The sequence below is a fragment of the Pseudoalteromonas sp. MM17-2 genome (genome assembly GCF_022347945.1).
Taxonomy (GTDB): Bacteria; Pseudomonadota; Gammaproteobacteria; order Enterobacterales; family Alteromonadaceae; genus Pseudoalteromonas; species Pseudoalteromonas ruthenica.
On the sequence record NZ_JAKRFV010000006.1, the window covers coordinates 54,647 to 80,280 of the forward strand.

Genomic DNA, 25,634 nt, shown 5'->3' on the forward strand with positions numbered 1-25,634 from the left:
TTGAGAACATTATGACTGAACAGACTTTTATCAAAGGTAAAGACAGAGACTTAGAATCGTCTATCTCTACCATGCAAAACAAACTCGTGGCATTAGATATCAATGTGGAGGAGGCTTTGTGGCTGAACCCAGTGGCTAACTGCTACTCGGTCCACATCCGTGATAAAGACTGTGGGGTGATGTTCACCAATGGTAAAGGGGCTACCGATAAAGCGTGTTTAGCGTCGGCACTAGGGGAGTATTTTGAGCGTTTAAGCTGCAACTACTTCTTCGCCGATTTTTACTTAGGCGAAGAGTTCGCGAACGCCGAATTCACCCACTACCCCAGTGAAAAGTGGTTTGCCGTTGACGGCGAACAAGTGCCAGAAGGTTTGATGAATGAGCAGCTATGGGACTATTTTGACCCTGAGCGCGAACTCACCCCATCTCACCTTTATGACTTTAACTCCGGCAATACCGAGCGCGGTATTTGTGCGCTGCCATACACCCGTGTGCGCGATGAAGAAATTGCCTACATCCCCGTCAATGTCATCGGCAACATCTTTGTATCTAACGGCATGAGTGCCGGTAACACCAAATATGAAGCGCGCGTGCAAGGCCTTTCAGAAGTGTTTGAGCGCGCCATTAAAAACCAAATTATCGCTGAAGGAATTTGCCTGCCCGAAGTGCCTGAAGAAGTGGTGAAGCAATATCCGAAGATTCACCAAGCCTGTGAAGAGCTACGTAGCCATGGTTTTCATTTACGCATTGCCGATGCGTCGTTGGGCGGAAAATACCCGGTTATGAGTGTGACCCTAATCAACCCAGTTGATGGCTCGGTGTTCGCTTCATTCGGTGCTCACCCGTCATTTGAAGTGGCGTTAGAGCGTACCGTTACTGAGCTTCTTCAAGGCCGTCGCCTTGACCAACTCGACGTATTCCAATGCGCCACCTTCGATAATGACGAAGTAGCGTCAGCAGAAAATATCGAATTACATTTTATCGACTCCAGCGGCCTGATCTCCTATGACTTCTTCCGTGACCAAGCCGATTTTGACTTTGTGCACTGGGATTTCAGCGGCAACACCGAACAAGAGTACAAATTCTGCACGGATCTGATCCACGACATGGGCTATGACATCTACATCATGGATTACACGCACTTAAACGTGTACGCCTGTCGTATCTTGGTACCCGGTTTATCCGATATTTACCCTGTGGATGAGCTCATCTGGCGCAACAATAATGAAGGCGCTAAGTTCCGCCAGGACTTCCTGTCACTGGATCAATACGACGCCGAACAATGGCTGGAAATCTACGACCGCTTAGAAGAAGCAGGACATAGCGATATTATCCGCGCTGCTGAATTTATCGGTGTGGTGACTGATGCCGACACGCCTTGGCATACGCTGCGCATCGGCGAGCTGAAAGCGCATCTATGCCTTGCCGCACAAAGCGAGGAAGCCATTGATTGGGTCGAGTGGATTCTGCATACCGATCAAATTAGCCCAGAGCGTATTCGCTTCTTCCGCTGCTTAAAAGCGGTCTTGGAAATCAAATATGACGAACAACGAGCTTACAGCACTTATCAAAACTCATTGGCGCTAATGTTTGGTGCTGACAATGTTGAACTCGCGATTGAAATAGCAGAAGCGCGGATACAATTTCATGGGCTTAGCTTCCCAGGCTTAGCACTTGAGGGCTTTAAAAAGCACCACGCACTACTCGATGGCTACCGTAAACTGCACAGAGCAAAAGCGCAGTTTTGGGATCGCCAAGTAAGCGATAGCTAAACTCTTTTGATGATGCGCCCAAAACTTGGGCGCATTGTTCCTATGCCCGAAAAATCAGCACCTTAGCTGATATATTAATTAGACAAGCCTCGCTACTGCACTATAGTTTAAGGTGTTGTTCAACCACCGACTATCTGCAGCCATGCCACCAGCTTCGAAAAGCCGCTTTTATGCCATCGCCTTTTACGGCCTAATTGCCCTCACCCTGGCTGTGGCTGTATTTCTCGATCACCTCAATTATCAAAAAGCTGAGCAACAATATCGCCAAGATGTGCGGGAAGTAGCACAAAGTTATCGCAGCCAATTACAGGCACTGATGACCGCCAATATTCAACTTGTACGCGGATTAATACCGGCCATCGCTGCCCAGCCCAACCTCAACCAACAACAATTCAGTGTTATTGCGCAAAGCCTATTTACTAGCTCTAAAGAGCTGCGCACTATAGGTGCTGCACCGGATATGGTTATTCGTATGACCTACCCTCTCAAGGGTAATGAGGGAGCCATTGGCCTCGATTATATGGCCACCCCCAGTCAACGTGATGCAGCCTTGGCCGCTAAAGAAGGTGGAGAAATAGTAATTGATGCCCCCGTTAATTTAGTGCAGGGCGGTGTTGGCATTATTGCTCGACTGCCCATTTATCTGCAGCAGCCGAAACAAGAATTTTGGGGGCTAATATCGGTCGTGCTCGACGCCAACAAGGTCTATAGCAATGGCGGACTCGTGCAATTACAAGAACAATTCAATGTCGCCTTGTATAAGCGTAATCCAGATAAACACATGTTTGGCGATACCGCTATTCGCTATAGCGACCCCATTGAACTATCGATTAGTCTACCTAATGATACTTGGTATTTGGCAGTTCAACCGCAAGCGGGCTGGCAGCCTCCTTGGGAGAGCTTTGGCTATGCGCGCATCGCGATTACTTTAACCACCTTGTTAGTGGTACTGTTTTTAGCTTGGCTTCGAGCCTTATTCTTAAAACTCATGGTCAATGAGCAGCGCCTTCAAGCGTTATTTGACCTTTTTCCGCTTGGTATCGCGTTATGTGATGCTAAAACGGGCCGCTATATCAATGCCAATAAAGCCTTACTTAGCTCGCTCGATACCCACTTACAGCAGCTAAAACAACAACACTTCGCCAACACTCTGCGCTTCAACGAGCGCACAGTACCGGCCTTAGACCAATTGCGCCATGGTCAACATATTGTTGCGGGAGAAGCTCTGTGGCAAAACAACGGCACCTTCCCGGTGAATGTGAATGGGGTGCAATTTACCAATGCTCAGGGTGAACCTTTTGTGTGGCTACTCATTGAAGATTTGCGCGAAAAGAAGGCGACAGAAGCAGAAATACTGGAAAAGAGTCAGCGCCTAGCACTCATCGTTGAAAATATCGGTGTCGGAACCTGGGATTGGCAAGTACAAAGCGGCGAAGTGACGTTTAACGAGCGTTGGGCGCAAATCATTGGTTATGAGCTCGAAGAGCTCACCCCCATCAATATTGATACTTGGCTCAATCACACCCACCCTGATGACTTAAAAGAATCAGGACTACGTTTGGAGCAACACTGGCAGGGGCACAGTGAACAGTATGTATGTGAAGCCCGAATGCGTCATAAATTAGGTCATTGGGTGTGGGTTCTGGATACCGGCCGAGTCATTGAATGGTGCGATGATGGTCGACCAAAACGTATGATTGGCACGCACTTAGATATTAGCTCTCAAAAGTCGACAGAGGCGGCACTGCGCCATGCTAAGCAAGAGATCGAGCGCTTCTTTGAGCTCAGCGCTAACTTTATGGCTATTCTAAACGTACATGGCTTTTTCGAACGCGCCAACTCACGCATATACCGGGGCTTGGGCTTTACAGCCAGTGAAATACTTGCCAAGCCGCTACTCGACTTTGTCGCCTGTGATGATAAAGAGCGCGTACAACAACAATTTGATAAGTTGGGCCAGCAGGACAATGAAACTCAATTTGATTGCTACTTGCGTACCCACTCACACAAACAGCTGCTGTGCCGTATTAACTTGGCTCTGGATCAAGAGAATAGCAAAATTTATATGGTTGCTAGCGACATCACTGAGCAGCAACGAATCAGCAAGCAGCTGTTGACGCATAAACAAATGCTCGAAGCAATGAGTACCCAGGCACGCATTGGCGCATGGGAGCTGAATAACGATACTAACCGCGCGTTCTGGTCCAAAGTGAACCGCGAGATTCATGGCGTCGATGACGGCTACCTGATCACCGCTGATAATCTTTTTCACTTTTTCACACCCAGTTCCCAATCCCAGCTAAATACGCTCATTAGTCGCACTATTAATGACCGTCAGCCATTTTGTACTGAGCTACAAATAGTCACCGCTCAAGGCGATAAGAAATGGGTACGCGTACGCGGTGAAGCGGAGTTTGACCAGCAACGCTGTATTCGCATCTTTGGCTCTACTCAAGATATAGATGGCGAAAAGCGCGGCCAGCTCGCACAACAGCAATTAGCACAACGTAATAGCGCTTTAGCAGGGCTCACGGTCGATGACGCGATTCTCAATGGTGATTTAGACGCGGCTAAACACATTATCACCCGCATGGTCAGCCGCACCTTAAACACCCATAGGGTCAGTATCTGGTTGTTTGACGATACCCACCAAAAAATGCATTTACTGTCGCTGTACGAGCAAGAGAAAAACAGCCATAGCGAGAGCGGTGTATTAGTCGGTGAGCAATACCCGACTTATTTTAGCGCGATACAAAAGCGAGCGGTATTAAGCATCAGTGATGCTCACAACGATCCGCTGACTAGGGAGTTTTTACAGGACTATCTGCAGCCGCTCAATATTCATGCGCTTCTCGACTGTGCCATTCCGGGGCGCCATGGCATGGTCGGTGTGGTGTGTGCAGAACAGCTTCATGAACCGCGTGTGTGGAGTGAGAATGATGAAAACTTTCTTATTGCTATCGCTAATATCATTGGTGGTGTCTATGCCAACCACGAAAGACAACTAACGGAAATTGCCCTTCGCAACGCGAAAAATAAAGCTGAGCATGCGGCGCTCGTAAAAAGTGAGTTTCTTGCCAGTATGAGCCATGAAATACGCACGCCGATGAATGGCGTATTGGGCATGTTAGAGCTACTGGATCACAGCACATTAAATGACTCGCAGCATCATCACCTGCAACTAGCCCGCTCTTCTGCCAACACCTTGTTAAGTATTATCAATGACATATTGGATTTTTCTAAAATTGAAGCGGGCAAGGTAGAAATTGAATACATAAGTTTTGATATTCACCAAGTGCTGTCACAGGTTGTTGAGTCGCTAGCCTTGAAAGCACAGCAACAAAACAACCGTTTATATCTGGATGCGCATCAGCTACCACAGCAAATAGTTGAGGGTGATCCCAACCGCTTGCGACAAGTGCTGGCCAACTTGTTATCGAATGCGATTAAATTTACCGAAGACGGTGAAATAACGATTACCGCAGCACTCGATGAGCATGGGGTATTTACCTGCAGTGTCCAGGACACCGGCATTGGTATATCTAAGCAAGCTCAAGCGCAATTATTTGATGCCTTTACCCAGGCTGATAGCTCCACCACCCGGCGCTTTGGCGGCACCGGTTTAGGTCTTGCCATTGTCCGTCAGTTATGTCAGCTCATGCATGGCGATGTCAGTGTGAAAAGCACTGTGGGTCAAGGCAGTACATTTACGTTCTTCATTCAACTGGAAGCCGATGAGCAATCTTCCATCACTCAACACCTGGTAGGTGAGCATGTGGCTATTTTCTGTCATGATCGCCAAGAGAGTACTCTCGCTCGGCAACACTGTGAGTTGATGGGAGCAAAGGTCACCTGCTTTACGGATGGCAATGACTTGCTTGAGCATTTGGCTAACCAAAGCGTCGAGCGCCTCATTATCGATGCCGAACCGCTATTAAAAAATACCCATGAGTTACAGCATCGACTGAAAAGCACGCTTAGCGAACAATGTCAGCTGTTGGTCTTAGCGAATATGGAGCAAACTAATGAGGTCAGCGAGCAATTAGAATTTGAACACTTCCGATTGGCGTTTCATCCATTAACTAGCTTTGATATTTTCAGCGGTTATACGCGCTCAGAAGAGACTGGTGCGCAGCAGCTCTCAGGAACTATTAACTGTTTGCTTGTAGAAGATAATCAGGTCAATCAAATTGTTACCTCATCCTTATTGGACAAACACGGTTGCAACTACGAAATTGCCAATGATGGACAACAAGCGATAACACGCTTGCAACAGTGTCCTTCGGGGTATTTTGATGTGGTGCTGATGGATTGCCAAATGCCCATTCTTGATGGCTACCAAGCAGCCTCTCAAATCCGCCAAGGCAAGGCCGGAGAGCAACATCAAAACATTGCGATTATTGCCCTCACCGCCAACGCAATGGAGGGCGACAAGGAAAAATGTTTGCAATCGGGTATGAACGATTATTTGAGTAAGCCCCTTAAGCCAGACGCGCTCTACGAGAAGCTGACCATCTGGGCACATATGGCACCGCCGTGTGAATAGCACGAGGCAAAATAGCAACCCCGAGGTCGGCGCTTTAATTTTTTTGTAAATGCTTACATAATAGCTGCTTACCATCTTGCTCAAGCGGGGGAATTATGCGAGCCGAAATCGTTGCCGAAATGAAAGTGCAACCTAGCATTGATGTCCAACAAGAAGTTACTCGTCGGGTGTCATTTTTAAAACACAAGCTTCAACAAGCCCACTGTCGCACCTTGGTGCTTGGCATCAGTGGCGGTGTTGATTCCTCTACTTGCGGCCGTCTTTGCCAGCTTGCCATTGAAGAGCTCAACGCCGATCACGATACTGAACAATATCAGTTCATTGCCGTGCGCTTGCCTTATGGCGTGCAAGCCGACGAGGATGAGGCGCAGCTGGCGCTCGATTTTATTCAACCCAGTCAGCGTGTTACCGTGAATATCAAGCCCGCTACCGACCATATGCACGAACAGGTGCTAAGCAGCCTCGCTGGCAGTGATTTAAGTTTACCCGCACAAAGCCATATTGATTTCGTCAAAGGTAATGTCAAAGCGCGCCAACGCATGATTGCCCAATATCAGCTAGCGGGTCTACATCAAGGTTTAGTCGTTGGCACCGATCATAGCGCGGAGAATATTACCGGGTTTTATACTAAGTTTGGGGATGGTGCGTGCGATCTAGCGCCGCTGTTTGGCTTATCTAAACGCCAAGTACGCGCGCTTGCTCAACACCTCGGAGCGCCTGACGCCTTAGTTACCAAAGCACCGACCGCCGACTTAGAGTGCGATCGCCCCGGCCTCACAGACGAAGAAGCACTGGGCTTGAGTTATGACCAAATCGACGACTTCCTTGAGGCGAAACCCTTAAGTGCAGAAATAGAGCAACGCATAATCGCCATTTATCAGCGCACTCAGCATAAGCGTCAACCGATTCCGACCATTTACGATTAGTGCACGTAGCCCATGTTAGTACATGGGCTATGACTACAACAAAACTAACCTCAGGCGTAAATGATCGACCGCTCTCGCCCATGCGTAAACACTGCAATCCTTTTGTCATTTGTTTATAGTAAGAGCAGTTCACGCTTAAACTGAAGAAGTTATGTCCTTTCCAATTTTAATAACCGGGGCCGGACAACGTATAGGTCTTGCCCTTGCCCAGCATTTTGTAGCTGAGCAGCACGATGTCATTATTACCTACCGTACTCGGCACAATGCAGTAGATGAGTTAGCGGCGCAAGGTGTTACTTGTATTCAAGCAGGCTTTAGTGACGATGAAAGCATTGTGCACTTTATCAATGAGTTACGAGTCCACACGCCAAAGTTACGCGCTATTATTCATAACGCATCAAGTTGGGATAGTGAGAGTAAAAACGATGACTACGCAGCCTTGTTCGATAATATGATGCGTATTCATGCCAAGGTACCTTACCTTATCAACCAACATTGCCAAGACATGCTCGAGCACAGCGATGGCTATGGCGACATTATTCATTTAACCGACTTTGTGGTCGAGACAGGCAGTGCCAAACACCTTGCCTACGCAGCCAGCAAAGCGGCATTAGATAATTTAACTAAGTCATTTGCGGCCAAGTACGCACCACATATAAAAGTGAACGCTATTGCCCCTTCGCTGATTATTTTTAACGAGGGCGACAGTGAACAGTATAAACATAAGACATTACAAAAATCCCTCATGGGCATTGAACCTGGATGTCGAGAAATTATTAATGCTGTCGAGCTTCTGCTAACCAGCGACTATATAACCGGACGCAGCTTAGCCGTTGACGGCGGCCGTCATCTAAAGTAATTGAGAACATTATGCACGACGAATTAAAACAGAGTTACCAACAATTAATCTCCGCCGTTGGCGAAGACCCGCAACGCGAAGGCCTACTAGATACCCCCAAGCGTGCAGCCAAAGCCATGGAGTACCTAACTCAAGGCTACCGTCAGACACTAGCAGAAATCACCAATAATGCGGTGTTTACCTCTGATGCTGATGATATGGTTCTGATCCAAGATATAGAGCTTTACTCAATGTGTGAGCATCACCTGTTACCCTTTGTCGGCAAAGCACATATTGCTTACATTCCCGACGGTAAAGTCTTAGGGCTTTCGAAGTTTGCCCGTATCGTTGATATGTTTGCCCGTCGCTTCCAGATCCAAGAGCAATTGACTCATCAAATAGCTCAAGCAGTTGAAGAAGTAACTGGCGCCAAAGGCGTTGGCGTGATCGTTGAAGCTAAGCACATGTGTATGATGATGCGTGGGGTCGAAAAGCAAAACTCTAAAATGCGTACGTCAGTTATGCTCGGTAATTTCCGCACTGATCCGAAAACGCGCAATGAATTTCTGCAGCTAGTGAAGAATTAGGACACACCATGACCAACGCCATTATCAATGTTACTAATCTCCGGCTAAGAACCTATATTGGGTTCAACCCCGAAGAACGGGAAAAAAAGCAAGATGTTGTGATTAATATCGAGATCCACTATCCGGCAGATAAGGCGTGTACCAGTGATGAGGTGCAAGAGGCACTCAACTACAAGACCGTCACCAAGGAAGTGATCGCACTGGTAGAGCAAGGACAGTTTCTACTTTTAGAAAAGCTAGTCGCGGATATCTTAGCGCTCTGCCACCAGCACCCTAGTGTACATTACGCTAAAGTGCGGGTGGACAAGCCACATGCGTTGCGGTTTGCCGACTCTGTATCGTTGACCTTGGATTGGCACGCTTAGCTGTCTAGCTAGGATTAAGCACTCGCATTAATTGGCGAGTGCTTCCCCCCCGCCATACAATGACTGTATGCCAAGAGCCATCAATATAACCACCCAATACCGCACGCCTTTACCGATACTGACAATAGCAACAAACAGCCAAAACCGGACCCGAAAGATACCACCTATCACGGTGAGTGGATCGCCAATCACCGGCAACCATGCGAAAAATAGGCTATACACACCGTAACGATTAAAACGCCGTGTCGCTTTTTCCATCGCTGCGGCTGAGACCGGAAACCATTTTTTGTGCTGAAAGCGTGTAACTTGGGTCCCCAAGGCATAATTGACACAGCTACCAAGAACATTCCCAAGTGTTGCAAACAACCATAACAACACCAGGTGATAGCTCCCTTGCGTCACCATCGCAGTAAGCACCAATTCCGATGAGCTAGGTAGGAGCGTTGCCGACACAAAGGCGGTTAAAAATAAACTAAAATAGGCCAGCAAAACGCTCCTGTATTGCTATTTTTTATGTCTAATGCTTATAAAAACTTAATACACAGCGGATACTTAAACTCTTTGCCTTCGTAGGCTTTGATGCTAGCAATAATCACCATTACGAACGAGAAAATGGCGACTAAAGGCAGTAGCACAACCCCAATAGCAACAAAGATAAGTAAGAAGCAGACGATGAAAGCAATAAGCATAGTTAGCTGAAAGTTCAATGACGCGCGGCCATGACGGTCAACCACTTCCATCTCATCTTTTTTCACCAACCAGACAATCAACGGGCCAATGATAGATCCAAATGGCACTATAAAACCCGCGAGTGCGGCTAAGTGACACAGCATCGCCATGGTTTTCTCATCATTGCTTTGCTTGTTGTTATTGTTTGCCGGTGGCGGGGTGTCATTCTTCTCTGGTAATACGGGTTCCATATTCTCTCCTGCTTTATGGGTTTCGTATTCAGATTCGCAGGTTTTCTTGCTTGTGTCTAGATACCCGCTCGGTATTAATAACAAACCAGATGCGTATAGGTTGGCTCTGTGAGGACAGCCTAAGCATTGGTATTACGGCATATTAGCGCTAGACTAGGGCTCTTGTAATATCATCGTCGGAGTTAACGTGGGTACTGAAGTTGTTAATATTTTAACCATGGCAAAGGTCATTCAAACAGCCGTCGCTCCGGTATTTCTAATCACAGGGATTGCGGCCACCCTTGGGGTACTATCAAACCGCTTGGCGCGGATCACCGACCGTGCTCGTGCCTTGGAGAGAAAACTAAAAATCAGCAGCGATGAAGAGTTTAATCGCTCACTAGCAACAGAGCTGCGCGCCCTGTTAAAGCGTGCGCGTTGTATTCATATCGCTTTTAGTTTCAGTGTACTCAGCGCTACCTTAGTGAGTGCTGTCGTTATGCTGTTGTTTATGGCAAATATCCAAGCCATTAACCTTGGTACTGCTATTGCTGGGTGTTTTATGGTCGCGATGCTGCTGCTTATATTGGCATTTATCGCGTTATTAGGAGAAGTCTTTTTAGCGACTAGAAGTATGCGCAGGGGCATGATATTCGCAGACATTGATCTCGGAGAATAACCACAATTGCACATACCTTCAGCGTTTAGTAGGACTTATTAGTCATTGCAGCGATTATTAGCGCACTTGCTCTTGTGTTCACCGTCCTGCTTAGGTAAAAAGAAGGTTGTTTTACGAAAAGGGGCAAATGGAATGAAACTAAAAACATTATTGGCGGCGACTCTTATCGCCACATCGGGTTCAGCACTAGCAAACTCCGTGTTCGAGAAGCCGGAAGATGCGATTGAGTATCGACAGTCGGTCTTTTCATTGATTCGGGTGCAAATTGGTGACATGGGCGACATGCTTAAGGGTAAGGTTCCTTTTGACGCGGCACGCTTTCAACAACGCGCAGATAACGCTGCAGCGCTATCACAAATGCCTTGGGAAGCGTTCACTGCGGGCTCAGACCAGGGTAATACCGATGCCTTAGCAGCCATCTGGGAAGACAAGGCCACCTTTGATAAAAAAGCCAACACCTTTGCACAATATGCCCAAGAACTTGCTGTTGCTGCTAAAAGTGGTGATAAAAAGCAAATCGCTCCTGCTTTTAAAAACTGGGCGAAAGGCTGTAAAGATTGCCACAAGTCATTTAAAGACTAAACAAACCCGCTCATGGCGGTATCAACCAGTATGAAGCTCAAGCTGATTACCATGATGGAACTCCTATAAAAAACGGCGCTTTCAGGCGCCGTTTTTATGTCCATCGCTCAATGAATTAGCTGCGACGACGACGCAACCACATGAGTGGTGCCATCAGTAGCGCTAGCCACCCTAATGAGCCCGAGCTAGTGCTCTTCTTCACAGGAACTTGAGGCTGTGGTTCTGGTTGCTCAGATGCTTCATCAGCTAGGTTAGTAACATTGACCATCACCGTTGCCGTGTTAGAAATATTGCCGCTGGTATCTGTGGCAACAACTTCAAACATCACCTGTTCAAGACCACTGTCGTAATCAAGCTGTTCGGCATTGGCCACAACGACCTCACCATCGCTGTTGATATCAACAGCGGTCGAGCTTGAGCTCACAACAATAAACTCTGAAATAGCGCCAGCAAAGGTCGCATTACGCTCAGCGGTAAGTGTACCAATAACCGTACCTTGTTCGGTGTTTTCATCTACCGAGAACTGCGCATCAGCCAAACTAGGCGCCACTTGCATATCATTGCGCGGTGAGGTGACAACGGCTTTGGCACCATTGGTAGATAGAATAGTGAAGTTAGCATCAGCAAATAAGAACTGTGCACTTTCCCCAGGAGCAATACTCTGTACTTCATCACCCTGAGCATCTACTGCCATTGCCACAATTTGTGCAGGTGCGAAGTTATAGTTACCTTGAGCAGTATCAACGGCGTTACTGCCACCTGTTGGGAAGTTATCAGGTGCGGTTCTGAAACGTACCGTAGCATTGACATTGCCCAAGTCAGCCGCAGTCAGACCATAATCACCAATACAGTTTTGCAGTGTTACGTAGTTAGTCGCACTGTCGAAGTACAAGTTGCTCAGATTACCGCTTAATTGACCATAAGGCGTTGTAAAGGTAATAGGTGTAGGTGTCGGACCATCAAACAGTGAGTAGTTCACTGAATGTGCTGTGACATCCCAGCGGCCATCACCATCCATATCAAAATCTGCGGCGAAGCCACCCATATCAGCGTGGGCTACAGGCTGGTCAACAACCAAAGTTGTAAATACGCCGTATCCTGATTCACAGAACGAGGCTGGTACAGCCAATGTCTCGACACTGCCTGCTACAATATCTAAACGACCACCATCACCCACTGTGTCTGTTACTGTATTTTCAACAATCACTGGTGTGAGCTCCGCAGCACCTTGGTTGTGCAATGTATAAACGACACCTTGCTCACCTTTTTCGGCGCTGATCACAGGTTTTGCCGCTGCGCGTGGAAGCACATGATAAACCAAGTGCAAGGCCTGTTCACCGCCTTCACTAAAGACCAACGCACCATCTAGCTCTGAGTCAGTCAGCAACTCAGTCGATGCTAGGGTGTCAATATTGCTGCCACTTAGCTGCCACTCTGGCAATGTTGTGGGGTCAATAGTCATTGCCACTTCAAACTCGACGGATTGGCCCGCCGGAATAGTCACTGAGGTGGGATACTCAGCCATTAAGCTGCCGCGTTCAACATCATCTGCAAAACGCTGCTCTAAACTGAGCTCATACGTCTTAGCGCTGCTTGAGAAGTTTTTAACTACCACGGTTTTAGTCATCGTGGTTGTTTCACTTAAGCTTTGCAGCCCGAATGACAGCGCAGCTTGGTGCGTGTCTTTTGCCCAGGCCGCTACCGGTAGGTTGGCAGCCTTTTCTACATCAACCAAACCAGAGCCAATGGCGCTAATCGGTGCCATTGCTGCGTTCTCATCAAGCGCACGTGGGGTGACGGTAACATCAAGGTTTGCTGCGTTCATCAAGGTTGCTTTAAGTTCCATCGCGTTGCGCTCTGGTAAAGCCTCTTTAAGCATACTGATAGCACCAGCAGTAATTGGGCCTGAGAATGACGTGCCTGTTGCTCCTGAAAGCCCTGTGCCTGTGCCAGGCTCGGCGGTCATGATATTAACACCGGGGGCAGTGATCTCAGGTTTTAATAGGCCGCTGACCGAAGGTCCACGAGAGGTGAAATCGGCCATTGCACCAGGTGTTGCCACTAACTCAGAGGAAATATTGAAGCTAGCGCCGCCTTTCAATTGCGCCCCAGTGGCAAAAGTAACCCCCACTGATGGAATACTCACTGCTTCGTCAAATCCGCCCATAGGCGCAGGCGTGCCATCATCAACGTTATTGGCGATAATAACAAAAGCAGCACCATTAGTTTGGGCAGCCAGTACTTTATCAGTGAAGTTACAGCCACCACGGTCCACCACTACAGCCTTGCCTGTAAAATCAACACCTTCAGCAAAAGGCTCACAAGCGGTTTGGTTGGCATCTGGATAAACCAGCTCAATGTCATCGCTGCTAAAGCTGAACGCACCTGGGCCAAAATTGGCGCCCTGAATAACAGCTTCTTCGCCTGCCACTGTGCCTTCAGCCACACGAGTCTCATCCGTTGGGTGAGTCATGGCTCCCACAGAAAGTGCATTTTCAGTGGTGCTTGGGCCACCAACGATAAATGGATATGCACCATCGTTGCCGGCAGAGATAACCACACTTGTACCTAACTTGGCGGCGCGATTAATAAATAAGCCTACCGCATCTTCCGCAAGGTCACCGTAGTCGCCACCTAAAGACATGTTAACTACATCGACGCGGTCTTCAATATCCATGTCGCCATTGGGGTCCATCGCTGATTCTAGCGCCAGTAATTGTGCAAGCCCTGGACAACCACCGCCACACACGGAATACACAAACAATTCTACATTAGGTGCAATCCCCGTTACCGAGTGTGAAACATGTGTACCGTGGCTCGTGCCGAAGTCAATCGGATCGGCATCATCATTAAAGTAGTCATAACCACCTTTAACAATACCTTGCGGCCAAGTTACCGTCGTTGGATCAGCAGTGGCTGCGTCATAAGCCGCTTGCGTACCCTCACCACCAAATACTGCGTGGGTATAATCAATGCCGGTATCAAGCACTGCCACTCGAACTCCTTCACCAGTCGCGATTTGGCTCTCAACTAAGGGCGTTGCTTTGATGTAATCAGCACTATCAGCAACATTAAGCTCATAGTCGTAAACCGGGTAGATTTCTTTCACATCCTCGTGCGCCAGCACTTTTCTCACTTCAGACTCATCGCCGTTAACAACAAGCGCATTAACCAGCTTAGTGGTGCGTGTGATCACATTGAGGTTTAAATCGGCGCTTTGAATATTACTTAATACGCGCTCTTGCGCTTGCGAGATATGCGCACTTTGCGTGGCTTGCTGATCTTTGCTTACTGAAAACATCGGCTCACTGTTAAGCTCAATAAGCCAAGATACAGCACGTTTGTTCTGTTTTTTAATGTCGCCAAGTTGGCGCTCAATTTTGCTTTGATGCTGCGGTGTAAAAATTTTATTCTGTGGTTCTAGCTCTGAAGCTGCGACTTGAGTGCTAAGCAAGGCAGACGACACGCCCAGTGCTAATGCACTCAATTTGAGTTTATTTGAAGCCATAATTTTCCTCTGAAAGACATCATTATTGTTGTTGTTCAATTGCAACTATAATGAAAACAAAAAGAGGGGCAAGATTAAATTAATGTAAAATTATTATAAGTAAGTTGGAAAGCGGGCTATGCCCGCTCAATGGACTTTCAATGGACCTCATGAATATGTAACAAAGTATGTTTTAAATAAGACTTACGAGCGGCTCGTAACCCCAAGTACATAACAACGCAGCCAGTATAGCTGCAAAAACCACGAACGCAGGCCAAGCAGGCTTGACTACCGCTGTTTCTTGCATTGCATTATTGCGACCGGTGATCATCGCTGGCACCAGTCTTTTACCTTTCAATGCATAAATCACAATAGCAGCAATATGCAAAACAATGGCGGCTAGGATAAAGTCAAAGTTTTGATGGTGCACGGACGAGGCCCACTCAACCCAATCGTAAGATACATATTGGACTAAAGGACCATCGGTAAGAATGTCGTCTGTGGTCATCAATCCGCTGAGCAGTTGCACCAATAACAATGCAAAAAATAGCAACACCATATAGCTGCCCGCCGCATTATGCCCGGCCACTTGTTCGCTTTGTCTTAGCGCCCTAAACACGGCTTTGGGTGAGTGTAATAACTTGCGCAAACGGGCACTTTCGCTACCAAAAAGCCCCCATAACAAGCGAGTTGCAAGCAATGCTAAGGTAATGTAGGCGAGCACAAAGTGTAACTCCATCGCCCCCTCCTCCGCAGAGAAATAGAGGCCAGCAATACACAGCACTAAACTCCAATGAAAAAAGCGTATAAACCCATCCCAAACTTTCATTTTTGACTCCTTAACTTGGCAATATTGCGATTATGCCAAACTCTGTGTCATGCTGCGTGCTTGATCGTAAAAAACTTTGCTTATGTCTGCTGTTAAAAACGCTAAAAACCGAATCCGCTTACATCGACTGGCCTTTATCAAAGGTCAGCTCGATATGTTGCCGTTAAACTTAGCGGTTTTACCTTGGGGGCTATTGTGTGGCTCGTTGGCGATGCAAAACGGCTTCAGCGCCTGGGAAACGCAATTGATGTCGTTGTTGGTCTTTGCCGGCTCGGCGCAACTGGTGGCCATCGAGCTTATCGCTGATCATACGCCACTGCTGACACTTCTGTTTACGACCTTCATTATTAGCTCTCGCCACTTTCTCTATGGTCTGGCAGTACGCCAAAAGGTGATTAGCCAACCGCTGCGCTGGCGCTTGCCCGTCAGCTTCGTGTTAACCGACGAGCTATTCGCCTTTTCCCACCACCGCAAGGCATATCAAACGAAAACACGCCTTATTTATGCGCTCAGCGCTGGCTTTAGCTTTTATGTGGCCTGGAATATATGGACTCTATTGGGCATCTTGGCAGGCCAGCTATTACCCGATTTAACCAATTTAGGCTTAGACTTTGCCATCGCCACTACTTTTATTGCTTTGGTTGTGCCCACCATAAAAAACAAAGCAACCTTAGCCTGCGTGGTGATCACCGGGATTTGCGCCGCCACTTTCAAAGCTTGGGGGCTGGAACTCTGGTTGGTACTTAGCGCTCTAAGTGGTATGACGGTGGGCTACGTGGTCAGTAAGGGTAGCCAATGATACTGACGACCATAGTGCTTATGGCATGTATCACCTTTGCCAGCCGTTACCTGTTTTTACATCGCGCCTTACCCTTTCAGGTCGGGCCCAAATTACAGCGCTTTTTAAGCTTCAGTGCGCCGGCGGTACTGACCGCTATTTGGGTGCCCATTGTCCTCCTTCCTGAGGGGCAGTGGCATATTAGTTATCGCAATCCTTATTTACTGGCCGCCGTACTGGCCATTATTGTTGCTTATCGCAGTAAAAGTATCTATCTCACCACCTTAGTAGGGATGGCTGCTTATTTTCTGCTGCGCTGAAAAACAAAAAAGGGGCTTTCGCCCCTTCCTAACTTTACTCGTTGAGGTAATCGTCAAAATCATCATAGCCGAGATTTTTCCGCAGCTTACGCTGCTCTAGATAATCATCGAGCTTCTTTTTGACCTTGCGCTTACGACGGTCATGTTGGTTACGCCCCATCGCTTCGTATTCATCTTCAACAAATTCGTCATCTAACGCATCATAGGAATATGTTTTACCCACAATACACTCCAGTTAATTACAATCATTGTGCGCGGCTCAAGCTTAGCTTCACCACGACCAAGAGCCTACGCCCTTAAAGTGAATAAATAGCTGCAAATGGCAAAACTGGAAAGTGAGATTTTTTTATCGTTTCAACAAATATCTTTTATTGATGATGATCATCAATGTGCGACTTTCACTAACATCTTGTTAAAAACGGCTAAAAGTTAGCTTTTTTTTAAATCTCTAGCAAAAACCTGCTCGCCATTAATGCATAACCTATTGTTTATTATAGAGTAATAATTTTGGCACCGAATTTGTAATGTATCTCTCGTAACAACAATCAACGGGAATAAAGACAATGAAAACGACAGCAGCCCTTCTTTTTGCATCCATGACGGTAACCACAAGCGCACTGGCACACGAGCAAAAGCCAGATAACCTCTCATTTGGTTCACAACAGTGCGATATTGAGTTTAAAAGTGATATTCGTATCAACCCTGAACGCATACAAATCACCAATGTCGATAATCAACACATGGTATACGATGGTCAGCAGCTGCTCGTTGATGGTGAAGTTATGCCTCTGACTGCAGCTCAGCAGCAAGCACTGGATAATTACTCTCAGCAACTACGTAGTTACGTCCCTGAAGTTGCTCAGATTGCCCTTGATGGCGTGAAAATAGCCGGCGTGGCCATTGAAGAAGTGAGTGCAGCGTTTGGCATTGAGCATAATGACGCGTTGCAGCAGGTCGTGGATAATATTGGCAATAATATCGAGCATAGCTTTTATCAAAATGGCGAGTTTGTGATGGGCAAACAAAGCTTTGATGAGCTAGGTGAAGATATTGAGCAACAATTCGATGAAAACTTTGAACAAGCCGTTGAACAGGCCATGGTGCAATCAATAGGCAGCGTGCTGATGGCCTTGGGTTCGCAAATGGTCAGCTCAGGTGGCGACATGGACGAGTTCGAGCAGCGCATGGAACGCATGGGTGAGCAAATTGAACAGCGTGTTGAGCTTCAAGCTGCCAATATCGAGCAGCGCGCAGATGCCCTGTGCCATTCATTTTCAGAGTTGGCAGAGCAAGAGGCCCAACTGGTGAGCATGGTCCCAGAACTAAGTGACTTCCAGCTTCTAATTACTAAATAGTCGGAATAATCATCCCTTTCGCACTTGCTGGCAGAGCGCTCCCAACCGCGCTACTGCCACTTCCACTTTATCGCTCCAAGGAATACCATAACTCAGGCGCACACATTGACGGTATTTATCGGTAGCGCTAAATATTGAGCCCGGTGTGATGCTGATCCCCGCGTCCAACGCCAAATGAAAAAGCTCAATCACATCGTATTGGCTTGGTAACTGCAGCCACAAGACACAGCCGCCCTTGGGATTAGTCATCCGCGTTTTTTCCGGAAAATGCTGTAACACCAGCGCCCGCATGCGCTCCTTGTTCAAGGCTAGGCGCTGGCGTAGTGTACGTAAGTTTTTGTCGTAATCGCCACTACTCATAAACTCATACAGGGTCCACTGATTCATCAACGATGATGAACAGCTAATCGCCCGCTTTAAGCGCCGCGCTTGCGCTGCATACTTACCGGCAATCATCCACCCTACGCGATAACTCGGCGCCGCTGTTTTAGACAGCGACGAGCAGGTGATCACTTGCCCTTTGCGAGAAAAGTATTGCGCCGGTTTAGCATGACTATGTTCATACGCCAATTCACCATACACATCATCCTCAATAAGCACCGCCCCTCGCTCCTCAATCATGCGCACCAGTTGCTGGCGGCGCTCATCGGACATTTGCGAGCCCAAGGGGTTACTAATCGTAGTAGAGAAAATACAGGCTTTGATGTCGTGCTCTGCGAAGGCACGCGCCAAATCATCTGCACAGACACCTTCTTCCGGGCACATTGGGATCTCTATGGCTTTCAGTCCCAAACTTTCAATCATCTCAATGATGCCGAAGTAACAGGGCGATTCGATAGCGACAATATCACCCATTTGCGTAACGCATTGCAGCGCAATGTTTAATGCTTCTTGCGCGCCATTGGTAATAACGAGCTCGTCACTATTCACACCGATGGCAAAATCTAAATATCGACCGATGATCTCTTTTTTTAGCGGCGCAAAGCCATCCAGTGGGCCATAGTTAATCGCTTGATCGCCAGCTGCGTTCATTACCTTGCGCATAGTTCGGCTCAGTACTTTATCGGTGGCACTCACCGCCACCGGGTTGGCGATCCCCAGCGGGATCACACCGGGCTGATGTAAACCATCGAAAACCTGTTCAATTAATGCCTGCTTGTTAACTGCCACGGGCGAGCGCGCCAGTCGCGAACGTTTAGGCTGGCTGCACGGGAGCACCGCCGCATTTAAGTAAAATCCAGACTTTTCCCGGGCGCTAACCACCCCTTGACGTTCTAACTCCTGATACGCTTGCTGTACCGTAGGAATGCTAACCGAGAGTTTCTGCGCCATGGCCCGCAGCGAGGGAAGTTTTTCCCCCGCATTTAAGGTGCCGTGTTGTTGCATATCTTTAATCAGGTCGACAACTTGCTGATAAAGATAAACAGCGCGCTGCTTGTTAATCGTCCGCGACATAATCTGTATAGGTATCAAAATCACTTTTCTGTGTATGTACAGTATACAGAATCACTTTAAAATACCACCTTTTACGATCACGAGAATTCATCATGAACAACATCCTGCTTTATGTGGTCACTGTGCTCATTTGGGGCTCAACTTGGCTGGCGATTGAGTTTCAACTAGGTAGCGTCCCCGTGGAGGTATCACTGTTGCTGCGCTTTGCCATAGCAGCGCTATTGATGTGGGGGTATGTGCTCATCAAGCGCCTCCCTATGCGTTTTAATCGCCGCGATCATGTCTTTTTTGCCTTATTGGCATTGTGCAATTTTGGCGCGAATTATCTTATTCTCTACTGGGCGCAAGCCTATCTAACCTCGGCACTAGCCTCGATTGCGTTCAGTATGCTGTTGTTGATGAATATCATTAATACCAAGCTATTTTTCTCTCGCCCCATCGCCAAACGCATTTATTTTGGCGCCCTACTGGGCGTGGTAGGGATTGCCGTACTGTTTTGGCCGGCAATTTCGTCGTTGGATTTAAACAATGGCGTATTAATTGGTCTGCTGCTGGCGTTATCGGGCACCTTAGTGGCATCGTTAGGGAATATGGTCAGTGTGCGTAACTCACAAGCCGAGGTCGGAATTTTACAAGGCAATGCCTGGGGCATGTTGTATGCCACCCTAGGTTTAAGCTTGTATGTGATACTCACTGGCGCCAGTGTCGATTTCGCAGCAACCACAATGAGTTACTGGCTATCGCTGCTTTACTTAAGTACCTTTGGTACGGTCATCGCCTTTGCCTGCTACTTCGTGCTATTAAAAAATATTGGCCCTGAGAAAGCCAGCTATGTGATCGTCTTATTCCCGCTCGTAGCTGTGGTACTGAGCACCCTATTTGAAGGCTTTGTATGGCAAGCGAACACCGTGTATGGCTTTGCCTGTGTACTGCTTGGCAATGCCATTGTGCTCACGCCAGTGCACAAAATAACGGCTCGCTTTCGTAAGCCCCCTGTTACCGAGGTACCACAAAAAGCAGTGCTTCCGCTTGGCAGCTAATCACGGCGGGCGTGGTGCCAAGGTATTCGCCATCGGCTTCAATACCCAACCCTACAGTTGTCACCTCACAGCGCTTTATAACCGCTGTGGTGATCTGTGCAAGGCGGGTATGCGCGCCAATGTAACTGAGTAATAGCGCCACGGCTTGGCGCAGTGGCGCGCCTTGAGCAACACTAAGGTAACTTAGGGCGCCGCTTGTCACATTGGCATCCGGCGCGACCTTCATGCCACCACCAAAAAACTGACCGTTGGCAAAGCAGCACATCAGCTGGCGTTGGTTAGTCACCTTGCTATCAATTTCTACCCTGACCTGCGGGTTAGAGTAGGTATACAAATGCTTGAGCCCCTCCCAGCTGTATCGCCAACGGGCTAATCGGCCTTTTTTATTTTGCGTTGCGCGCACCACCTCAGCGTCATAACCAACTCCAGCCACGTTAATAAAGTAACGATCGTTGATTCGCCCTAAGTCGATACGCTGCGCCGGTGCCCGCAAAGCTGTAGCTAACCAATGCGCTTGGCTAACACGCCACTGCCGAGCAAAGTCGTTGCCACTGCCACAGGGGATCAATGCCACCTCAACAGCGGTGTAGGCATACGCATTAACAGCCAAGTGTAAGGTGCCATCGCCACCGAGCACCACAACTCTTGTTAAACCATTGCTACACGCTTTCAAACGTTTTAAGTCACGCGCAAAATCCCCGGACGTAGCCAAGCAGGAGTAATCAATAGACGCTTGCTGTAAACATTTTTCGAGTTGGTCGAGCAGCTTTTTTTGGTAACTGGGATGATAGACCACCAACCAAGATGAACAAGTCGGCAAATGGACACCTTAAAACAAATATGTTTTATCTGAATAAATATGCAGCCTATTTTAATACAGAAAGCTTATCAAGCTTTAAACCCTTAATATAATAAGGTTCAAGGTAAAAGCATACAAATATAATCATGCATAGAACACGCTAAACTGAAACTTAACAAAAGTAAAATGCATAAAAAAAACTTATGCGAAAGGGCCAAAATTTATCGTTTTATTTTTAACCACTTCAGCCTCACAATAGCCATGTTTTCAGACACAGACATAGCGCGGAGCAACCAAGATGAACCCAGTAAACACATTAAACCAAACGGCAGCAAGCCAGGTCGCAGTTAAGCCCAGCAAGCGTAAAGCAAAAATGCTGGCAAAGTTAAACCGCTTCGGTAAGGAACTCGCTCTTAGTGGCGTCGTTCGTTACAAGTAATAAGTTAGAGTAATGTTACTTTGGGTGTAAGGCACCAACCAGCTTTACACCCTCAACCTTCCCCCCATAGCAGTCTAAAATACCCTCTATTTCACTGAATTAGCACAAAAATCAAGCAAACGACCGTTTTTCTATTTACACCTGCGTTTTGCCTCAGTATTATCCTAGCCCATGGAGAGATGGCAGAGCGGTTGAATGCACCGGTCTTGAAAACCGGCATGGGTTAATAGCCCATCTAGGGTTCGAATCCCTATCTCTCCGCCACATTTTACAAACTGATTCGCGCCGGAGAGGTGGCCGAGTGGCTGAAGGCGCTCCCCTGCTAAGGGAGTATAGGGTTTGTAGCCCTATCGAGGGTTCGAATCCCTCCTTCTCCGCCATTAGTTAAGTTAAAAAACCGCACATTGTTGCGGTTTTTTGCTTTTCGGCGTTCAGTCGCAAGCGTCCGGCCTTCGGCGTCTCAGAACTTGCGAAGCAATACTTCGATTTCTTCGACCCTTCTCCGCCATTAGTTATAAGAGAACCGCCTTTACGGCGGTTTTTTTATAACTAAATTTCAAGTAGGCGGACTTGGTGAGGACCCTTTGTTCGACAAAATGTCGGGAGCGAAGGCGCCCGCAGGGGCGAGCACAGGACGTGCGAGCGCTTATCCCAACAACCGCTATCAAAACCCGACCACCTTACTCGCGGTTTTTTATAATTAAATTTCCAGTAGGCGGACTTGGTGAGCGCCCGTAGGGACGAGTACAGGATGTACGCGCGCTTATCCCAACAACCGCTATCAAAACCCGGTCATCTTACGCGCGGGTTCGCTATCACTAAATTTCCAGTAGGCGGACTTGGTGAGCGCCCGTAGGGGCGAGTACATGATGTACGCGCGCTTACCCCGACAACCGTTATCAGAACCTGGCCTTTACTTTTTCACCACGTTTGCCACCATAGCGCCCCATTATCAACAGCAATGAATACTCACTATGCTACTACACACCCAGACGCAGAGTCTAGCCAACAACTTTATCAGCACCTTGTCGGTGCCATCACCCCTCGTCCTATTGCTTGGGTCAGCACCCGCAGCGCCACTGGCGTCGATAATATCGCCCCTTACTCATTTTTTAGCGTGGCCAGCTGCCAACCGCCGGTGTTATCAGTTACTCATGTGACACCTCGCACAGGAGAGCCGAAAGACACATTGAAAAACTTGCTGGCAACCAAAGAATGTGTCGTCAATATCGTCACCGAAGACTTGCTCACGGCGATGAATCAAAGCTGCGCCAACTACCCGAGTGATATCAGTGAATTTACGGCCGTGGGCATTGATAAACACACTAGCCACAGTGTATCCGTGCCAGGCGTTGCCGCTGCGCAAGTACGTTACGAGTGCACACTGCGAGAGGTGATTGAACTTGGCTCAGAGCCGGGAAGCGGGCAAGTGATGTTGCTCGACGTTAAAACCATCGACATTGATGATGCTCTGTTGGTCGATGGTCGCATCGCACCGGAACGATTGCCCACTATAGGTAAGCTAGGTGGCGATGCCTACGCGCATACCACCCGTCAAAGCGTGCTTAGTCGCCCAGTACTCGATTAGCAACGCTGAGTAACGCCGCAATATCTTGCTCATCATTGTAGATGTGCGGTGAAATACGAATACCCAAGCGGCGTTCATCGACGCTGATACAGGCTTTGTTTAGTTCCGCTAGCAGGGCCTGTTGATGACGTCCGCCATGGACAATCAGGGTACCACTGCGCTTCTCGGGCTCTTTCGGCGAGACAATCCACTGCTGCAGTTGCGACCACAGCAATTGTTGCATGGCCAGGTTATGGTTACGCACCTTATCGATGCCGTACTCATTGAACCAGCTAATACTGTGCGCGGCCAAAACATAAGGTGCTATATTGGGGGTGCCGCCCCAAAAACGTAAGGCACTGGGATGGTAGTCAAAATGATGAATATCAAATTCAAAAGGATTGCTGTGGGAAAACCAGCCCACGTCTTTGGGCTGACAGTGCGCTAATTGCTGCTCACTAACCCATAAGTAAGCGGCTCCTGGCCCACCACAGAGCCATTTTACGCTCGAGCCGATCATAAAGTCGGGTGCCACTGCGGTTAAATCCAAAGGGATCACCCCCGCTCCCTGAGCTACATCGATTAGCGACAACACTCCCCGCTTTTTCGCGTACTCACAGATATGAGCAACCGGGGCCTGCTGCCCAGAGTTGGAATACACCTGACTAACAAACACCAAATCAACCTCAGTGTCTAAGTAATGCTGCCATACCTGAGCATCACTGACATCTTCGTGAGCCGGTATAAATCGCAGCTGACAATCCTCAGATAAGGCTTTTTGCAACACAAAGCCCATGCTCGGGAAGTCTTGCTCACTGAGCAGCACTTTACACCCACCTTTCGTTAGCCGTGGGTGGGCCATCAGCAGCTTGGTCAATGCACTGGATAAATTAACCTGCGGGCAAAATTGCCCCGCGGAGCTATTAAACAACCTCGCGAGTGCTTGAGTAAACTGTTCAATAGCCTGCAGCCATTGTGACCAAGGCTCTTGTTGGCCCTGCTGCCAAGGCGCAAAGAACGCCTCATTGAAGGCCTGCTGTGCAGTTGTTAATGGCCGACCCACCGAGTGGCTGAGTAAGTAGGGCCCTTGAGGCAAGGCAAAGGTATCTTTCATTAGTTGTCCACCAACGCCGTTAATGTGGCGATATCGTGATAACGGGTGTGAATATCATCGCGCTCACGCGCGGCGCGCTTATCGCGCAGATTAGCGAGTTCGGCCAACAGCACAGGTAAGGGCGGTCCACTGGCCGTTACCTTAGTTTGATGCTGGCTACCAAGGTTTTCATTAGGAATACGAATATACTTATCAACCAGCTGGTTATGATGCTGAATTGCCGTTTGCCCATGCAATTTACACACCCTCAAAAATGCTCTGAGGTTTTGCTGAAACCAGGAACTGCTATGCTGCTGCGGTGCCACCGCTAAAAACTCATCCATAATCGATGGCAAACGCATGCAATTGCGCAGTACGCGCTGATCTTCTGGCATCATGTATAAAAACTTCTCTACCAGCATTTGTGAATAAGCCGGTTCATTGGCACAGCATAACCCCAACAACATATCGATCACGTTAATACCAGAAAAATCACCGGCATTGGCGCCCCGATAGACCTCTTTGCCAACCCGATAAGGCTTGTAATAAGGGCGCACGGCATAAAAGAACTGCTGTGCATCAAGGTGCTGAAATAAATAGCGGTTACTTTCCAGTACATCTTTTAGCGCTTGTTCGGCCACTAACAATAAATCAGGAACCACAGGGTGAGAAATACCCAAAGGCTGGATACGCAACAACGCATCGGCGGCCCGCTTGAAGGCCACTATGCCCTTAGTGTTGTAGTCAACAAACAAGCGTTCATCGGGCAGATCAGTAAAGCGTTTATATTGACCATTGATAGCGCGATTGTGAGTGGTTAAATGCGCCGTTGCAAAACGAGGGGTAACACCTATCGACGCGCCAATGTGCATAGCCAGCGTCGACGCTTGTTGCAGCGGAGAATGCGTTTCTCGTGACGGCTCGGTGATTTCATGACGCCGACACGCCGCCATATATAAGCCAACATTGCCGAGCAAATCAAAGGCACTATCGAAGCCCTCATCGGTATTGCCCTCATCAACTAAATTAGCTATTAACGCGTCTCCTTCGTCTGTGAGTTGCTGCTTCAGTGCATCGCCGACACCATGGACATTGGCACGATCGGCCTGTGCTTGGTAGCGCTGTTCTAATTGATTATTAATTTCGACAAAGCGACTGCGGATCCAGTCATCAAATTGCTGTGCGTGCGGTGTCATAGAAGCTACTAAAATAATGCCTTACATAAGGTAAAAATAGCATAAAGCCGGTGGTGCTTTTTATTAACCTCCACTAATATAA

22 protein-coding genes and 2 tRNA genes are annotated in these 25,634 nt (G+C 48.0%); 15 read left to right on the plus strand and 9 right to left on the minus strand.

The annotated features are described in order from the left end of the window. The first annotated feature begins 11 nt into the window (after positions 1-11). The 6 genes from ycaO to folX all read left to right on the plus strand — a co-directional run bounded on the left by ycaO (position 12) and on the right by folX (position 9,034). Positions 12-1,772, plus strand: a complete 1,761-nt coding sequence (ycaO, locus tag MHM93_RS06960; RefSeq protein ID WP_239448478.1) for a 30S ribosomal protein S12 methylthiotransferase accessory factor YcaO — start codon at positions 12-14, stop codon at positions 1,770-1,772. 142 nt (positions 1,773-1,914) lie between these two features. Further along, positions 1,915-6,318, plus strand: a complete 4,404-nt coding sequence (locus MHM93_RS06965; RefSeq protein ID WP_239448479.1) for a PAS domain-containing protein — start codon at positions 1,915-1,917, stop codon at positions 6,316-6,318. Between the two features lie 95 nt (positions 6,319-6,413). Further along, positions 6,414-7,244, plus strand: a complete 831-nt coding sequence (gene nadE, locus MHM93_RS06970) for an ammonia-dependent NAD(+) synthetase (RefSeq protein WP_239448480.1) — start codon at positions 6,414-6,416, stop codon at positions 7,242-7,244. Positions 7,245-7,395: 151 nt separating this feature from the next. Further along, positions 7,396-8,103, plus strand: coding sequence for a dihydromonapterin reductase (folM, locus tag MHM93_RS06975; protein ID WP_239448481.1), 708 nt, complete (start codon positions 7,396-7,398; stop codon positions 8,101-8,103). An 11-nt stretch (positions 8,104-8,114) separates the two neighbouring features. Next, the gene (gene folE, locus MHM93_RS06980) at positions 8,115-8,669 is read left to right on the plus strand and encodes a GTP cyclohydrolase I FolE (RefSeq protein ID WP_022944983.1); all 555 of its coding nucleotides are present in this window, start codon (positions 8,115-8,117) and stop codon (positions 8,667-8,669) included. 8 nt (positions 8,670-8,677) lie between these two features. Beyond that, positions 8,678-9,034, plus strand: a complete 357-nt coding sequence (gene folX, locus MHM93_RS06985; protein WP_022944982.1) for a dihydroneopterin triphosphate 2'-epimerase — start codon at positions 8,678-8,680, stop codon at positions 9,032-9,034. A 27-nt stretch (positions 9,035-9,061) separates the two neighbouring features. Here folX and MHM93_RS06990 read toward each other — a convergent pair whose 3' ends face one another. Continuing rightward, on the minus strand, positions 9,062-9,520 hold the full coding sequence (locus tag MHM93_RS06990) for a YqaA family protein (protein WP_239448537.1): 459 nt from the start codon (positions 9,518-9,520) through the stop codon (positions 9,062-9,064). Positions 9,521-9,558: 38 nt separating this feature from the next. Beyond that, positions 9,559-9,873: a DUF4870 domain-containing protein gene (locus tag MHM93_RS06995; protein WP_045979475.1), complete on the minus strand. Its 315-nt coding sequence runs from the start codon at positions 9,871-9,873 to the stop codon at positions 9,559-9,561. 268 nt (positions 9,874-10,141) lie between these two features. Between MHM93_RS06995 and MHM93_RS07000 the strand changes: the two genes are divergently transcribed. After that, entirely contained in the window at positions 10,142-10,612 is a 471-nt protein-coding gene (locus MHM93_RS07000; RefSeq protein ID WP_022944979.1) for a DUF2721 domain-containing protein, read from the plus strand. A gap of 132 nt (positions 10,613-10,744) precedes the next feature. Next, entirely contained in the window at positions 10,745-11,194 is a 450-nt protein-coding gene (locus MHM93_RS07005) for a cytochrome c (protein WP_022944978.1), read from the plus strand. 115 nt (positions 11,195-11,309) lie between these two features. On the opposite strand, the gene MHM93_RS07010 is transcribed toward MHM93_RS07005, so the two are convergent. Both MHM93_RS07010 and MHM93_RS07015 read right to left on the minus strand, forming a co-directional pair. Then, positions 11,310-14,702 (minus strand): S8 family serine peptidase, encoded by a 3,393-nt coding sequence (locus MHM93_RS07010; RefSeq protein ID WP_239448482.1) that lies wholly within the window; start codon positions 14,700-14,702, stop codon positions 11,310-11,312. A gap of 172 nt (positions 14,703-14,874) precedes the next feature. Continuing rightward, on the minus strand, positions 14,875-15,510 hold the full coding sequence (locus MHM93_RS07015; protein WP_239448483.1) for a cytochrome b/b6 domain-containing protein: 636 nt from the start codon (positions 15,508-15,510) through the stop codon (positions 14,875-14,877). Positions 15,511-15,622: 112 nt separating this feature from the next. Between MHM93_RS07015 and MHM93_RS07020 the strand changes: the two genes are divergently transcribed. Both MHM93_RS07020 and MHM93_RS07025 read left to right on the plus strand, forming a co-directional pair. Next, positions 15,623-16,309, plus strand: coding sequence for an AzlC family ABC transporter permease (locus MHM93_RS07020; RefSeq protein WP_239448538.1), 687 nt, complete (start codon positions 15,623-15,625; stop codon positions 16,307-16,309). Continuing rightward, a complete protein-coding gene (locus MHM93_RS07025; RefSeq protein WP_239448539.1) occupies positions 16,309-16,608 on the plus strand; it encodes an AzlD domain-containing protein in 300 nt (99 codons plus the stop codon). Before MHM93_RS07020 ends, MHM93_RS07025 begins: the two co-directional genes overlap by 1 nt. A gap of 34 nt (positions 16,609-16,642) precedes the next feature. On the opposite strand, the gene MHM93_RS07030 is transcribed toward MHM93_RS07025, so the two are convergent. Beyond that, positions 16,643-16,831: a hypothetical protein gene (locus tag MHM93_RS07030; RefSeq protein WP_022944972.1), complete on the minus strand. Its 189-nt coding sequence runs from the start codon at positions 16,829-16,831 to the stop codon at positions 16,643-16,645. A 340-nt stretch (positions 16,832-17,171) separates the two neighbouring features. On the opposite strand from MHM93_RS07030, the gene MHM93_RS07035 reads away from it, so the two are divergent. Then, entirely contained in the window at positions 17,172-17,963 is a 792-nt protein-coding gene (locus MHM93_RS07035; protein ID WP_045979407.1) for a YggN family protein, read from the plus strand. A gap of 9 nt (positions 17,964-17,972) precedes the next feature. Here MHM93_RS07035 and MHM93_RS07040 read toward each other — a convergent pair whose 3' ends face one another. After that, positions 17,973-19,418, minus strand: a complete 1,446-nt coding sequence (locus MHM93_RS07040) for a PLP-dependent aminotransferase family protein (protein WP_045979408.1) — start codon at positions 19,416-19,418, stop codon at positions 17,973-17,975. 92 nt (positions 19,419-19,510) lie between these two features. Here MHM93_RS07040 and MHM93_RS07045 point away from each other — a divergent pair, with 92 nt between their 5' ends. Then, entirely contained in the window at positions 19,511-20,458 is a 948-nt protein-coding gene (locus MHM93_RS07045) for a DMT family transporter (protein WP_239448484.1), read from the plus strand. Here MHM93_RS07045 and MHM93_RS07050 read toward each other — a convergent pair. Beyond that, positions 20,415-21,278, minus strand: a complete 864-nt coding sequence (locus MHM93_RS07050; protein ID WP_239448485.1) for a diacylglycerol kinase family protein — start codon at positions 21,276-21,278, stop codon at positions 20,415-20,417. The two genes, MHM93_RS07045 and MHM93_RS07050, sit on opposite strands and share 44 nt — an antisense overlap. A gap of 591 nt (positions 21,279-21,869) precedes the next feature. Between MHM93_RS07050 and MHM93_RS07055 the strand changes: the two genes are divergently transcribed. The 3 genes from MHM93_RS07055 to MHM93_RS07065 all read left to right on the plus strand — a co-directional run bounded on the left by MHM93_RS07055 (position 21,870) and on the right by MHM93_RS07065 (position 23,284). Next, positions 21,870-21,960, plus strand: a tRNA-Ser gene (locus MHM93_RS07055). Positions 21,961-21,983: 23 nt separating this feature from the next. Beyond that, positions 21,984-22,076, plus strand: a tRNA-Ser gene (locus tag MHM93_RS07060). Positions 22,077-22,657: 581 nt separating this feature from the next. Beyond that, the gene (locus MHM93_RS07065) at positions 22,658-23,284 is read left to right on the plus strand and encodes a flavin reductase family protein (RefSeq protein WP_239448486.1); all 627 of its coding nucleotides are present in this window, start codon (positions 22,658-22,660) and stop codon (positions 23,282-23,284) included. On the opposite strand, the gene MHM93_RS07070 is transcribed toward MHM93_RS07065, so the two are convergent. Next, positions 23,262-24,377 (minus strand): aminotransferase class V-fold PLP-dependent enzyme, encoded by a 1,116-nt coding sequence (locus tag MHM93_RS07070; protein ID WP_239448487.1) that lies wholly within the window; start codon positions 24,375-24,377, stop codon positions 23,262-23,264. The two genes, MHM93_RS07065 and MHM93_RS07070, sit on opposite strands and share 23 nt — an antisense overlap. Beyond that, positions 24,377-25,552, minus strand: coding sequence for a monodechloroaminopyrrolnitrin synthase PrnB family protein (locus MHM93_RS07075; RefSeq protein ID WP_239448488.1), 1,176 nt, complete (start codon positions 25,550-25,552; stop codon positions 24,377-24,379). Before MHM93_RS07075 ends, MHM93_RS07070 begins: the two co-directional genes overlap by 1 nt. Positions 25,553-25,634 lie beyond the last annotated feature (82 nt).